We start from the raw sequence: 12,536 nt of genomic DNA, 5'->3' as shown, positions 1-12,536 counted from the left end.
GCCTTTCACGTCAGCCAGGGGAGCATCGGGTTGACCCACCCGGATGCCAGCAGGCCGGTGAGCAGGAGGATCGCCGAGGCCGCGAGGGTTTCGGGCCAGCGGCGGGGCAGCACACGGCCGCGGTGGCGGGGGAAGGCCGGCACACCGGTGCGCCGGCGGACGGCGGCGGGAGCCGGGGCGGCCCCGCCGGCGGCGCCCGTCCGCCTCGAGGGCGCCGCCGGACGCAGTTCGGTGATCAGGTCCCGGATCAGCGGCCCGTTGATGTGGCACTGCACCACGAAGTACAGGAGCAGGCCCCAGTTGGGCTCCCAGCCGTTGCGGGCCACGGCCAGCGCGAGACCCGCGGCGGCCGCGCCGTTGGACAGGACGAGCCACAGCAGCGAGACGCCCACGACCCGGCGGGCCATCCCGCCGGAGGGGGCCGGGCTCCGGATTCCGGTGGGCACCCAGTCGGCGCTGCGGCCGCGCAGGGTGTGCAGGAAGGCGGTGGCGGCGGCCACGCTCGTCAGGACGTTGGCCCGGATCACCTCCACCCGCCAGCGGGTCCGGCTGATCCGCGGCAGCAGTACGTGCCAGAGCCACAGCGGGGCCAGCAACGGCAGGACGTGCCAGGGCCGGATGTGGTCCGGGTACCAGAACATCATCACCAGGGGCGGCAGCGGCGCCGCGAAGGTGTTCACGGCGGCTGCCAGGTAGCCGACGACGCCCTCGTAGAAGCACAGGCGCATCCGCCAGGGCGCGCCCATCCGGCGCAGTACCGGGGTGCCGAGCAGGTGCAGGTTGCCCATCGCCCACCGGTACTGCTGGTTGACGAAGGAGGTGACCTGGTCGGGGGAGGTGCCCTTGGCGACCAGCACGGGTACGTACAGGGTGCGGAAACCGCGTTCGTGCAGGGCGAGTCCGGTGTACAGGTCCTCACTGTGGTCGAGGCGGGCGAAGCCGCCGGCCAGATCGATGGCGCTGCGCCGGTAGACGGCGTTGCTGCCGCAGCAGATGGCGGCGTCGCTCGCGTCCCGGGACGGCTGGATCCAGCGGAAGAACCACTCCTGGGCGGAGCCCGCTGCCCGCTGGATCCAGCCCATGGTCCCGTCGGTGTCGAAGCACTGCGGGCTCTGCACGATGCCGACGGCGGGGTCGGCCAGGTACGGGACGAGATGGCGCAGGAAGTCCGCCCGGGGCGCGAAGTCGGCGTCGAGGATGGCGATGAACTCGGCGCCGCTCAGGGTCAGTGCGTGGTTGAGGTTGCCGGCCTTCTTCAGGTGCCCCCGGTCCGGCCGCACCACGTACGCGTAGCCGTACGAGGCGGCTAGAGCTGCGACTTCGGGCCGGTCGGCGTCGTCCAGCACCCAAATGGTCAGTGCGCCGGGCCAGTCGACGGCCGCCACGGCGCGATAGGCGTTGGCCAGGACGGGGAGCGGTTCGCCGCAGGTCGGCAAGTACAGGTCCACGTCCGGCAGTCGGGTCGGCTGCCACGCGTGGACGAGTACCTCGTGCGAGGGCCGGGTCAGCCGGCGCTGGCGCAGGCTGTTGACCGAGGAGAGGGCGAGGGCGACGACGTTGAGCCCGAGCACGGCGAGGAAGGCCCACAGGGCCGGGGTCCGCAGCGCGAAGGTGAACATGGTCGCCGCGGTGAAGGCGAAGGCGAGCGAGGTGGCGATGAGGACCCAGCGTCGTTGCGGGCCGAAATACCAGTAGAGCTCTTCGTCGGAAGGTGGTTGCGGAAGATGATGAAAGGTCATAAAGCCCCCCACGGCTGTTTTATGCGTCCGTGTCAGGTGGCCACCATAACGCCAAAGGTATAGACCATTTGTTGCGGGACGGCCAACAGGGCGAATGAGCCAACGGATTGGCGCATCTCGTGTGGTCCAGACCTCTGGAGCGCTCATTCGACCGGCCGCACCCCGCCCGGTCGGGAATGCGCAGGTCACGCGGGGGTGAACACATTCTGAAGACTCGCGCGACCAGGCGCGGGGATCGGGGGAGCGTGCACCCGGCGGGGTCGCGGCGGCGAGCGGCGGGCCCGCCGGCGGAAGGTCGTCCGGCAGGGGAGCGCCCAGGCGGCGAGGGGTGACGGGCCCGGATCCGAGGCGGCGCCCCCGCGATGGCCGAAGATCACCGGCCGCCTTGAGCCGCCATGGGTATCTCGCCCTCCCTGACCTATAGTCCGGCCGGGCCGCAGCCCGCTGCTGGGGTCGGGGCGTGACCGCTCATACAACGGGGATCGGGGATTGATGTGGGTACAGCATCGGGAATCAGGTCGGCTCTGGTGGCGATGGGTCTCGCCGCCACGGTGAGCGCGACCCTCCTGCCGGCGGCAGTCGCGGTCGAGCCCGCGCCCGCGGCAGCGCACCAAGCGACGCAGTCCGCGATCGACACGCTCAGGACCAGCCACGGCGCACCCGGCTCCGGAGCCGTGGTCCGCGACGGGGACGGACTGTGGAGCGTGTCCAGCGGCACTCGGGCCATCAACCAGAACCTGCCGTTCGGCCCGGACCACAAGGTGCGGGTCGGCAGCCTGACCAAGACGTTCACCGCCGCCGTCGTCATGCAGCTGGTCGCCGAGCAGAAGGTCGACCTGAACGCCTCCGTCGAGACGTACCTGCCGGGCGTCGTACAGGGCAACGGCTACGACGGGAACGCCGTCAGCGTCCGCCAGCTGCTCAACCACACCAGCGGGATCTACGACTACCTCGAGGCCAAGCAGGCCAATCTGTGGGACTTCATGGTCGTCCAGCAGAACCGGACGCACACCCTGGCCGAGCTCACCTCCTGGGGCCTCTCGAAGCCGCAGTACTTCGCCCCCGGAGCCGGCTACCACTACTCCGGCACCAACTACATGCTGCTGGGCATGATCATCGAGAAGGCCACCGGCACCACATACGGCCAGGCGGTCACTTCCCGGATCATCACCCCGCTCGGCCTGACCAACACCTACCTCCCGGCACCGGGCGACCCGACCCTGCCTCCCGGGCACGTGCGCGGGAACCTCGACCTGGGCCTCATCTGGGTCGACATCACCGAGCGCGTCGAGCCGAGCATCGGACTCTCCGGCGGCGGCCTGGTCACCAGCGGGGCCGACGCGACCCGGTTCTTCCAAGCCCTCATGGCCGGCCGGGTGGTGCCCCCCGCCCAGCTCGCCGAGATGACCACGCCCACCAACGCCCCGGGCAGCACCGCCCCGAACTACGGTCTCGGCCTGGACAAGTTCTCCCTGCCGTGCGGCGGCGAGGCCTGGGGGCACTACGGCATCTGGCCCGGCTACCAGACCATAGCCGCGGCCACCACCGGAGGCCGGGCCGCCTTCGTCGAGGTCAACGCTCTCGGTGTGAAGGACATCGACGCCATGGCGGGCAGCGGCAGCGGCAGCGGCGGCGGCGTCAACCGGAGCGAGACCCTGCTCGCCGCGCTCTGCGACAGGAGCTGACGGAGTCGCGGGAGCGGGGGCGCTACCGCGCGTACCTGCGGATGCGGTAGCGCAGCCCCGACGCCGAGGTCCGCCAGCCCTCGTCCTCGGCCACGCTCCACGTCGCGTCCGGTACGGGAGCGTAGGTATCGCCCTTCACCGGCGAGTCGACCTCGGTCACCGAGAGCATCGAGGCGTGGGCCAGGGCGGCACGGTAGATCTCCCCGCCGCCGATCACCCATGCCTCGGCGGCGGCCGTTCCCGGCGAGCGGGCCGAGAGTTCCAGCGCTTCGGCGATCGACCCGGCACGCTCCGCGCCCTCGGCCGCCCACTGCGGATCACGCGTCACCACGATGTTGCGCCTGCCGGACAGCGGACGGAACCGCGCGGGCAGCGAGTCCCACGTCTTGCGCCCCATCACCACGGGGTGGCCAAGGGTGGTCGCCTTGAAATGCGCCAAGTCCTCGGGCAGCCGCCACGGAATCGCGTTGTCCGCGCCGATCACGCCGTCGAGGGTCTGCGCCCAGATCAGCCCGATGTTCATACGGCGACCGGCGCCTTGATGGCGGGGTGGTGCTCGTAGCCGAGGATCTCCACATCCGAGTAGGCGTAGTCGAAGAGGGAGCCGGCCTGGCGCAGACGCAGCGCGGGGAAGGCGAACGGGGTCCGCGAGAGCTGCTCGGTCACCTGCTCGGTGTGGTTGTCGTAGATGTGGCAGTCACCGCCGGTCCAGATGAAGTCGCCCGGCTCGAGCCCGACCTGCTGCGCCACCATGTGGGTGAGCAGGGCGTAGCTGGCGATGTTGAACGGGACACCGAGGAACAGGTCCGCGCTGCGCTGGTACAGCTGGCAGGAGAGCTTGCCGTCGGCGACGTAGAACTGGAAGAAGGCGTGACACGGCGCGAGCGCCATCTGGGGCAGCTCGGCGACGTTCCAGGCGGAGACGATCATCCGGCGGGAGTCAGGGTCGCGGCGCAGCGTGTCGAGGACCTCGCTGATCTGGTCGATGTGCCTGCCGTCCGGAGTGGGCCAGGAGCGCCACTGCACACCGTAGACCGGGCCGAGCTCGCCGGCCGCGTCCGCCCACTCGTCCCAAATGGTGACGCCGTGCTCGTTCAGCCAGCCGACGTTCGAGTCGCCGCGCAGGAACCACAGCAGCTCGTAGACGATGGACTTGAGGTGCACTTTCTTGGTGGTGACCAGCGGGAACCCCTGCGAGAGGTCGTAGCGCAGTTGGTGCCCGAAGACACTCCGGGTGCCCGTGCCCGTCCGGTCGGCTTTGGCCGTCCCGGAGGTGAGCACCAAACGCAACAAGTCTTCGTACTGAGTATCCGCCACAGCCGTCGAGTCTACTGGGCCGCGGGTGCGGCCCCGTGACCGGCGCCGGGCGTACGTACGCGGCTGCGCTCCGTGACCGCGCACCGCCGCCCCGGGCCGGCCTCACGGGAGCCGCGGCCGGGGCGACGGCTCCCGTGGAAGGTGCGCGTGTCAGGGGCAGCTGATGCGGAGGTCGCCCGAGTCGGTGGTGCAGGTGTCGGTGCCGCTGCCTCCGTTGGCGGTGTCGTTGCCGAGGACGCCGTCGGTGGTGGTGAGGCGGTCGTTGCCGTAGTAGCCGGTCAGGGTGTCGTTGCCCGGGCCGCCGTTCAGCGTGTCGTCGCCGAAACCGCCGTCGAGGTCGTCGTTGCCGTAGCCGCCGTGCACGGTGTCGTTGCCGTAGGTCGCGCGCACGGTGTCGTTGCCGCCGAGGGCGCAGATCACATCGTTGGCGTAGCCGCCGTTCAGGGTGTCCGCGCCACTGGTCCCGATGATCGTGCAGCCTCGGGCGTTGTTCACCGAAGTGGTCGCCGTCGCCGTGTTGTTGGAGGCCGCAGGGTCCGGCTGCGTGGCGCTGACGGCGGCCCTGTCCGTGAGCGTTCCGGTGGTCCGGGGCTCGGCCGTCACGGTGACCGTGGCGCTCGCGCCCGGGGCCAGGGAGCCGAGGGCGCAGTTGGCGGTCGTCGCGGTGGTCGTGCAGGTGCCCTGCGAAGGAGCGGCCGAGGTGAGGGCCGCGCCGGCTCCGGAGAGCGTGTCCGAGAGAGTGACGCCGGTGGCGGTGGCGGTGGAGCTCGCGGAGTTGGAGACCGTCACCGTGTACGAGGCGCGGTCGCCGATGCTCACGGTGGGCGTACCGGACTTCGTCACCGACAGGTCCGAGCTCGGCGGCGGGGGCGGAGGCGCCCCGTCGCCGCCCCCGTAGCGGGCGAGGGCGAAGGCGAAGCCCGCCCCGTAACCGGCCGCGACGATCTTGCCGTCGGGTTGTACGAGCACCCCGCGGGCCTCGTCGAAGTCACCGAAGCCGGTGACCACGAAGCCGTCGCCGCCGAAACCGGTGTCCACGGTGCCGTTGGGGTGGAAGCGGGCCAGGCCGAAGTCGTTGGCCTCGGAGCTGTTCGGGTCGTTCGCCCGGCCGGCGAGGACGATCTTGCCGTTCTGCTGGAGCGCCATGGCGTACGCGGTTCCGCCGTCACCGGGGAAGGCGACCGAGGCACGCCCGCCGGTGCCGAAGCCGGCGTCGGGACTGCCGTCGGCGTTGTAGCGCAGCAGGGCGAAGCCGGCGCCGCCGGAACCCGCGACGAGGATCCTGCCGTCCGGCTGCACCGCCACGGCGTTGCCGAACTCGGTGCCGCCGAAGTCCGCGGTCACCATGCCGTCACCACTGAAGGTCGTGTCGAGGCTGCCGTTGGGCAGGTAGCGGGCCAGGCCGATGTCGAAGGCGGTGTTGCCCACGTAGCCCACCGAGACGATCTTGCCGTCCGGCTGGAGTGCCAGGCCGCGGGCGATGCCGCCCGCGTCCTGGGGCGAGCCGGGCGTGAAGCCCGCGACGACCGCGCCGTCGCCGCCGAGGCCGGGGTCCAGGTCTCCTTCGGTGTCGAGGCGGACCAGCGCGAAGCCGCCCCCGCCGCCCTTGCCCGCGGCGATGATCTTGCCGTCGGGCTGTACCGCGACGTCCGCGCCGTCCGCGGACCCTCCGAACTCGTCGACGCGCACCAGGCCGCCGTCGCCGAAGCCCGCGTCCAGACTGCCGTCCGTGTTGTAGCGGGCCACGGAGAAGAAGCAGCAGCCGCCGCCCTCCTCCGCGAACACCTCGGTGGTGCCCGCCACGACGATCTTCCCGTCCGAGGGCTGGATCGCCACGGCGTTGGCCGCGTGGGCGCCGCCGCCGAAGTCGCTGGTCACCGTGCCGTCCCCGCCGAAGCCGGGGTCGAGACTGCCGTTGACGTCGTAGCGGGCGAGCGCGAAGCCGGCGTCGCTCAGGCCCGCCACGACCAGCTTGCCGTCGGCCTGCCGTGCGATGTCGTGGCCCTCGGCGTAGCCGCCGATGACCGAGGTCACCCGCCCGTCGGGCCCGAAACCGGGATCCAGGTCGCCGGGGGCGGCCAGGGCGCTTCCGGGCAGCGCGAGTACGAGCGCCAGGCCGAGCGCGGCCGACACCCCGGCCCTCCTGCCCGGCCCGCGTCCCGGTTCTGCTGGTCTCAGATGTGCGTGGGGCATGGGCCTACGGACCTCCGTGTTCGCGGCGCGGTGGCGTGGGGAGCAGCGCACAGCTTCGTACCGGAGCCTGCGGAGGCTCAGCGAGCCGTGCCGTACTGCGCCCACTGCGCTCCTCGAACCACCCCGGCGGCCGAGCGCGCGGGGCAGGCAAGATCCGAGAAAGGCGGCCTGGGCCTCCAGGGGCGCGAAGCGGTCGCCGTGTCCGGCGCGGCCCGGGGAGATCAGGCGAGCTCGCGGGTGCGACGCGCTCGGCGGGATGCGAAGGGCTTCGCCGCGGCCGTCCTCGACATCTCGCGTCCGGGACGGACGAACGGGACCTCGTCCTTCGCGAAGACGCCCCCCGAGGCCCCCCGCTCCGGTCTTCTCACGGCGACCCCGCGAGGTGGGCCGGGTCGTCGTCATCCGCGACAACGTCATCGACGACTCGGCGACGCTTCGCCTGAGCCTGGGGCGCAGGCGGCTCGCCGGGCGCCCGGGCCGTCCCCCGATCACTACGGCGTGGCGCGAGACGTGTCCGCGAGCGGACGTCCGTGACAGGAACGCCCGGTGGGGGATGCCGGGGATCCCCGACTGACACGAGCCCCCTGGCGGGCCGCGGTCATCGAGACGAGCAACGGGGAGGAACGGCACAGGGGGGCCTCCCGCGAGAGGAGACGGCTAGCCGGCGTCCGGGAGGTCTGTCGCGCCGCGGTCCCGCCAGCCGGTGCGGCGCAGTGTGGCCGGTGTGGCGCCGTACCAGCGATGGACCGCCCGGCGCAGGGCGCGGGCGTCGGCGTAACCGCTCCGGGCGGCTATCGATTCGACGCTGAGGCCGGTGCCGTGGAGCAGCCTCGTGACGTGCTCACGGCGTACGGTTTCGACCTCGCCGCTCCAAGTGGTGCCGTGTTCGTCGAGGCGGCGCTGGAGGGTTCGCGGGCTCACGGCCATGCGCCGCGCCACCGCGGACAGCGTGGGAGGGGCTTCCTCGTGGGCGGAGGCCAGGGCGGTGCGGAAGAGGTCCAGCCAGTTGTGCAGCGGGATCGCCGTGGCGAGGGTCTGCTCGGCGTGGCGTCGCAGCACGCGGGACAGGCCGGGCTGGACATGTGGTGCCGGGGTGTTCAGGTCGGAGGCGAGGAAGGTGATCGAGCTGACCGGGGCTTCGAACTCGATGGCGCGAGTGCCGTAGAGCCCGGTCAGGGCCTCGTGCCGACGGGGTGCTTCCGAGGCCAGGGTGACGCGCAGGGGGATGAGCCGCCGCTGCGCGGCTTCGCTGAGCCGCCGCTGGTACAGGCCGAGCGCGTAGGCGCGGATGGCGCAGGCAGCCTCGTAGGTCAGGTCGGCCTCGTTGACGTGGCTGATGGTGACCTGATCGCCGTCCTCGGTGACGCGGAGGTTGTCGGTGCCGGTGTCGGCGACGGCGGCGAAGTAGGCCGAGGCGTCTCGGATCCCTTCGAGCGGGGTGGCCGCGGAGGTGATCAGGTAGTCCCAGACGCCGAGGCTGCCGATGTTCGACTGCTGTGCCAGGAGCACGGACATCTCGGTCCAGTGAGCGTGGACGGTCGTGAGTTCCGCGACGCGGATGCTCGTTGCGGCGGGAGTTCGGCACAGGTCGTCGTTGAGGTGCTCGGGGGCCAGGCCGAGCAGGTGCGCGTAGCCGTGCGGGGGTATGTCGAGCAGGCGTGCGACGTTGACGCTGAGGCGGGTGAGGGCGGAGGAGGTTGTCCCCTGATGTGCATGCGAGACCACAGGGGCAGAGCATAGACCAGCATGAATTGCCAGATCACCGACGGGCTTTGGCGCGTTGTGCCTCCATCGCGGCGTGGTTGGTCCCCTTGTGGCGTGTGCGGTCCCCTTGCTGGCGCGTGCGGCCAGGGGCCGGCCGGCCTTCCCGGCCCTAGCGTGGTGACCGTTCCCGCACGGAGCGGACGACACCGGAGGCGCCGGACGGCCATCGGACGGGCACGGCCCCGCGAGGCGGGGTCATCTCGGGCACGGAGTGCGGGAGGTCCCGGCTGGACCGCAGCCCCCCCACGGGGGTGGGGGGCGCGGTCTTGCGGAACGGGGTCACCTCCCGTGCTCCGTCGATGCGGGTGCGGGTGCGGGTGCGGGTGCGGACACGGCGGAGCTGATCGATCACGACCGCGGGCGGTCGCCGTCCGGGCGTGACATCGCCGATCGGCTCAAGGAGCGGGCGCGGGCAGGTGGAGCAGTCCGGCTGCGCGTCACGCGTGGCCGTGGTGGGATCGGCGAGGTGAAGGATCCCTTTGGCTGTGACGAGCTGGCTCTCCTGGCGTCCTCCGGGACCACGGACCGGGCGGCGGCGCGCCGCGCCGTCGCCGCACGCGCGACCGACCCGAGAGATCTGGCGCTGCTGCTGGACATACTCGGCTTGGCGCCCGAGGACGACCCGGCACACGCTCCGGGCGGGCCGGGGCGCGCCCGGACCTGACGCGGGTGGAGCCGAGCTCCTGCAAAATGCCTTCGGGTGTCGGCTCCGGCAGGGGAAGTACGCGACGCACCGCCCGATTTCCCCCGTAATCGTATGTTTATCGCTATCCGGGGTAGGGGCTGAGGGTGGTACCGAGCTGCCCGGCGCCGAAGCGGTGTGGAGGTGAGAGGCATGGGCGCAGGTAAGAAGATCAAGAACGTGGCCAAGACGACCAAGGGCAAGGCCAAAGAGACCACGGGGAAGGCCGTCGGCAACGAGAGCATGGAGATGAAGGGGCGGAGTGAGCAGATGGCGGGCGACGCCAAGCAGACCGTCCAGAAGGCGAAGGACACGCTCAAGCACTGACTCGCCGTGCGGGAGAGGGCCGGTAGGAGAAGCCTCCTGCCGGCCCTTCGTGTGCGCGCCGCCGCCCCCATAGGTGCGGCCGGAACGGGCTCAAGCGGCCTGTCGCCGGCGCCGACGACTGCGGGGCGCCTGCTCGTCCTCGTCCTCTTCCGGTTCCTCCTCTTCCTCTTCCTCTTCCTCCTCCGGTTCGTCCTCTTCCTCCTCCGGTTCGTCGGTGTCGTACGTGTCGTCCTCGTCTTCCTCCTCTTCGCCCTCTTCCTCGCCTGCCTCGTCTTCGTCCCCCTCCTCGTCGGCCTCGGCCTCGGCTTCGTCTTCGTACTGGTCCTCGCCTTCGCCCTCCTCTTCCTCGCCCTCCTCTTCCTCGCCCTCCTCTTCCTCGCTCTGTGCTTCCTCTTCTTCGAGGGCTTCCTCATGCGTCCGGACGACTTCGCCGTCCTGGATCTCGCCGCGCCAGCCCTCGGGCTCGTCGGTGCTGAGCATGGCGAAGCGCAGGAAGTTCTTGAGGTCGAGTCGCAGGCGGCGGCCCTGCGCGCGCCACACGTTGCCCGTCTTCTCGAAGAATCCCGCCGGGTGGTACTCGACCACGATGACGATGCGGGTCAGCGCCGGCGCGAGTTCGTGGAAGGTGACGCATCCCCGCGTCGTTCCCTTGGCACCCTTGGAGGTCCACACGATGCGGTCATCGGGTACCTGTTCCTCGACGGTCGCCGTCCAGGAACGGGTCGAGGGCCCGACCTTGACCTTCCAGTCGCTCGTGGTGTCGTCGTTGCGCGAGACGTCGCGGACGCCCTTGGCGAAGCTGCTGAAGTTCTCGTACTCCGTCCAGTGGTCGTAGGTCGTCCGCACAGGCAGTCCGACGTCGATGGCCTCGACGATGTTGACGACCTTGCCGCCGCTCTTGCGGCCCCGGCCCTTGCCGAACACCTGGGACGCGGTGTCGGACACCTTGTCCTTCAGCTTGCCGAACGCCTGCCCGGCGACGGCTTTCAGCGGGGAGTCGCCCTGCGTGATCCGACTGCCGATTCCGGCGATGTCGGAGAGCTTGCCGCCGTTGTCGGCCACGTCGTGGAGTTGGTCGGTCAGGTCTCCGAGCTTGTCGGTCGCTTTGTCGGCCAGCTGGTCCGCCTGGGCGCCGAGGTATCCGGACAGTTCCTTCATGAGCTGGTCAAGTCCCGAGGACTCCTGTGCCTCGGCGCGCTGTGAGGTTGCCATGACCTACCTCCGCGCTGACGGCTTGCGGGCCGCCGACTTCTTGGCAGCCGTCTTGCGAGCCGGGCTGCGGCCTGTGGTCTTCTTGCTCGGCGTCGCCGGGCCGGTCTTCTTCGTGGCCGTCTTGCGGGCCGGGCTGCGGCTCGTGGTCTTCTCGCCGCGTGCCGCCGAGGTCTTCTTGGCGGTCTTGGCGGTCTTGGAGGGTGCGGGCGCGCTCTTGGAAGCGGCGCGCTTGCGTGCCGGTGCGGTCTTCTTCGCCGCGGGCTTCGTGCCGGCGGTCTTCTTCGCCGCCGTCTTCTTGGCGGCCGTCTTCTTCGCGGGTGCGGCCCTCTTCTTCGCGGGTGCGGCCCTCTTGGTGGCGCTGGGCCGCTGCGCGGCCTTGCGGGCGGGGACGGGGGCGGGAGCCGTCTTGCCGGTGCGGGCCCGAGTGGGGGTGCGCGCCTGCCGGCGCCTCGGCGGAGGTTCGCTTTCCTCCTCTTCCTCTGCCCCTTCTTCCTCTTCCTCTTCTTCCTCCTCTTCTTCCTCCGGTTCTTGTGCTTCTTCCTCCTCTTCCTCTTCTTCTTCCTCCTCTTCGGCCTCGCCCTCGGCCTCCGGGTAGTCCTCCTCCTCGTCGCCCTCCTCGTCGCCCTCTTCGTCGCCCTCCTCGTAGTCCTCCGCTCCCTCGTCCTCGTAGGCCTCCTCGTCGTCCTCGTCCTCATCGCGGTCGGAGCCGGCGCGATTGAGCTCGAGCGTACGGTCACGGAGGGTGTCGGCGAGGTCGGAGAGTTTGCGGTTGGCCGCGGCGCTCAGGGCCTGCCGGCCGGCGTCGAGGGCTTCACCGCGGAGTTGCTCGCCGAGGTCGGCGAACTGCGGCATCTCCTTGAGTCGCGAGAGGCCTTCCTTCATCAGCTGCCCCGGTTCGAGGCCGAAGCGGCGGCCGGCGAGATAGGTCGCCGCGGTGAAAGCCAGGCGTCCCTTCTTGGCTCGGCCGAGCACGTAGCCCCCGACCACGGCGGCCGCGAGCGCGATCTTGGCGGTGTCCTGCATGATCATCCCCTTACCAGGGTGGCGCTTACGGACGCGGCGGTGCGCCTGCGAGGCCTGGTGCTGGCACTGCGGCGACTTTGGAGTCCTGTCGGTCCGTCCTCGAAAAGCTCCTGCCCTGGATATGGGACTTATGCGCATATTTCGGGGCAGTCTGTTGGTGAGAGGCCGTCTCCCCAGGGGAGGGGCTCATGGCCGAAGCAGAAGCACCGCGCCCGCGGCGGGCGCCTTCCCGCACCTCCCGCACCTCCCGCGGCGAGAGCGGAGACCAGGACGGGCAACCGTCCCGGCGCCCTGCCTCCCGGCGGCGTCCGGGTGTACCCACCGCCGCCGCGGCGATGCGTTCGGCCGCCGAGCAGCTGGCTCAACTTTTGGGCCGGCCCCCCGAGTCCGTCTCCTCGCTCAAGCCGACGGACGACGGCTGGGAGGCGCAGGTGGAAGTCGTGGAGCTGGAGCGGATACCGGACACCACGAGCGTGATGGCCAGCTACAAAGTCGCGCTGGACGAAGAGGGCGAGCTGATCTCCTACGAACGGACCCGCCGCTACAGCCGAGGAATGATCGACCGGCAGACCTGAGGGCAGGCAGCCCACGGAG

11 protein-coding genes are annotated in these 12,536 nt (G+C 70.9%); 4 read left to right on the top strand and 7 right to left on the bottom strand.

Features of this window, described 5'->3' with window-relative positions; genetic code table 11:
- Positions 1-5 precede the first annotated feature (5 nt).
- Positions 6-1,739, bottom strand: coding sequence for a glycosyltransferase family 2 protein (locus ACFWBY_RS03645; RefSeq protein ID WP_385341268.1), 1,734 nt, complete (start codon positions 1,737-1,739; stop codon positions 6-8).
- Positions 1,740-2,272: 533 nt separating this feature from the next.
- On the opposite strand from ACFWBY_RS03645, the gene ACFWBY_RS03640 reads away from it, so the two are divergent.
- The gene (locus ACFWBY_RS03640) at positions 2,273-3,424 is read left to right on the top strand and encodes a serine hydrolase domain-containing protein (protein WP_385341332.1); all 1,152 of its coding nucleotides are present in this window, start codon (positions 2,273-2,275) and stop codon (positions 3,422-3,424) included.
- Between the two features lie 22 nt (positions 3,425-3,446).
- Here the strand turns inward: ACFWBY_RS03640 and ACFWBY_RS03635 are convergent, their stop codons facing one another.
- The 4 genes from ACFWBY_RS03635 to ACFWBY_RS03620 all read right to left on the bottom strand — a co-directional run bounded on the left by ACFWBY_RS03635 (position 3,447) and on the right by ACFWBY_RS03620 (position 8,659).
- Positions 3,447-3,947 (bottom strand): dihydrofolate reductase, encoded by a 501-nt coding sequence (locus tag ACFWBY_RS03635; protein WP_385341269.1) that lies wholly within the window; start codon positions 3,945-3,947, stop codon positions 3,447-3,449.
- Positions 3,944-4,741, bottom strand: coding sequence for a thymidylate synthase (locus ACFWBY_RS03630; RefSeq protein ID WP_385341271.1), 798 nt, complete (start codon positions 4,739-4,741; stop codon positions 3,944-3,946). The genes ACFWBY_RS03635 and ACFWBY_RS03630 overlap by 4 nt, the downstream gene beginning before the upstream one ends.
- Positions 4,742-4,891: 150 nt before the next feature.
- Positions 4,892-6,874, bottom strand: a complete 1,983-nt coding sequence (locus tag ACFWBY_RS03625) for a calcium-binding protein (protein ID WP_385341273.1) — start codon at positions 6,872-6,874, stop codon at positions 4,892-4,894.
- A 717-nt stretch (positions 6,875-7,591) separates the two neighbouring features.
- Positions 7,592-8,659 carry a helix-turn-helix domain-containing protein gene (locus ACFWBY_RS03620; RefSeq protein ID WP_385341275.1) on the bottom strand — a complete coding sequence of 356 codons (1,068 nt, stop codon included), beginning with the start codon at positions 8,657-8,659 and terminating at the stop codon, positions 7,592-7,594.
- Between the two features lie 505 nt (positions 8,660-9,164).
- On the opposite strand from ACFWBY_RS03620, the gene ACFWBY_RS03615 reads away from it, so the two are divergent.
- Both ACFWBY_RS03615 and ACFWBY_RS03610 read left to right on the top strand, forming a co-directional pair.
- Complete coding sequence (locus ACFWBY_RS03615) at positions 9,165-9,362, top strand: hypothetical protein (RefSeq protein ID WP_385341277.1); 198 nt, start codon at positions 9,165-9,167, stop codon at positions 9,360-9,362.
- A gap of 171 nt (positions 9,363-9,533) precedes the next feature.
- Positions 9,534-9,707 carry a CsbD family protein gene (locus ACFWBY_RS03610; protein WP_385341279.1) on the top strand — a complete coding sequence of 58 codons (174 nt, stop codon included), beginning with the start codon at positions 9,534-9,536 and terminating at the stop codon, positions 9,705-9,707.
- A 90-nt stretch (positions 9,708-9,797) separates the two neighbouring features.
- Here ACFWBY_RS03610 and ACFWBY_RS03605 read toward each other — a convergent pair whose 3' ends face one another.
- Together ACFWBY_RS03605 and ACFWBY_RS03600 are read right to left on the bottom strand one after the other, a co-directional pair.
- Positions 9,798-10,919 (bottom strand): SRPBCC family protein, encoded by a 1,122-nt coding sequence (locus tag ACFWBY_RS03605; RefSeq protein ID WP_385341281.1) that lies wholly within the window; start codon positions 10,917-10,919, stop codon positions 9,798-9,800.
- Positions 10,920-10,922: 3 nt separating this feature from the next.
- Entirely contained in the window at positions 10,923-11,942 is a 1,020-nt protein-coding gene (locus ACFWBY_RS03600; protein ID WP_385341283.1) for a histone protein, read from the bottom strand.
- Between the two features lie 188 nt (positions 11,943-12,130).
- Here ACFWBY_RS03600 and ACFWBY_RS03595 point away from each other — a divergent pair, with 188 nt between their 5' ends.
- Positions 12,131-12,517 carry a gas vesicle protein gene (locus ACFWBY_RS03595; RefSeq protein WP_385341285.1) on the top strand — a complete coding sequence of 129 codons (387 nt, stop codon included), beginning with the start codon at positions 12,131-12,133 and terminating at the stop codon, positions 12,515-12,517.
- The last annotated feature ends 19 nt before the right edge of the window (positions 12,518-12,536 follow it).

Source organism: Streptomyces sp. NPDC060049, from assembly GCF_042736715.1.
GTDB lineage: Bacteria > Actinomycetota > Actinomycetes > Streptomycetales > Streptomycetaceae > Streptomyces.
This window is presented reverse-complemented; position numbering and strand designations above follow the sequence as displayed.

Excerpts from the sequence above, each read along its gene's own strand:
- ACFWBY_RS03605 (WP_385341281.1), bottom strand. The coding sequence starts at position 10,919 with ATGGCAACCTCACAGCGCGCCGAGGCACAGGAGTCCTCGGGACTTGAC.
- ACFWBY_RS03645 (WP_385341268.1), bottom strand. The coding sequence starts at position 1,739 with ATGACCTTTCATCATCTTCCGCAACCACCTTCCGACGAAGAGCTCTAC.
- ACFWBY_RS03610 (WP_385341279.1), top strand. The coding sequence starts at position 9,534 with ATGGGCGCAGGTAAGAAGATCAAGAACGTGGCCAAGACGACCAAGGGC.
- ACFWBY_RS03595 (WP_385341285.1), top strand. The coding sequence starts at position 12,131 with ATGGCCGAAGCAGAAGCACCGCGCCCGCGGCGGGCGCCTTCCCGCACC.
- ACFWBY_RS03635 (WP_385341269.1), bottom strand. The coding sequence starts at position 3,947 with ATGAACATCGGGCTGATCTGGGCGCAGACCCTCGACGGCGTGATCGGC.
- ACFWBY_RS03640 (WP_385341332.1), top strand. The coding sequence starts at position 2,273 with ATGGGTCTCGCCGCCACGGTGAGCGCGACCCTCCTGCCGGCGGCAGTC.
- ACFWBY_RS03600 (WP_385341283.1), bottom strand. The coding sequence starts at position 11,942 with ATGCAGGACACCGCCAAGATCGCGCTCGCGGCCGCCGTGGTCGGGGGC.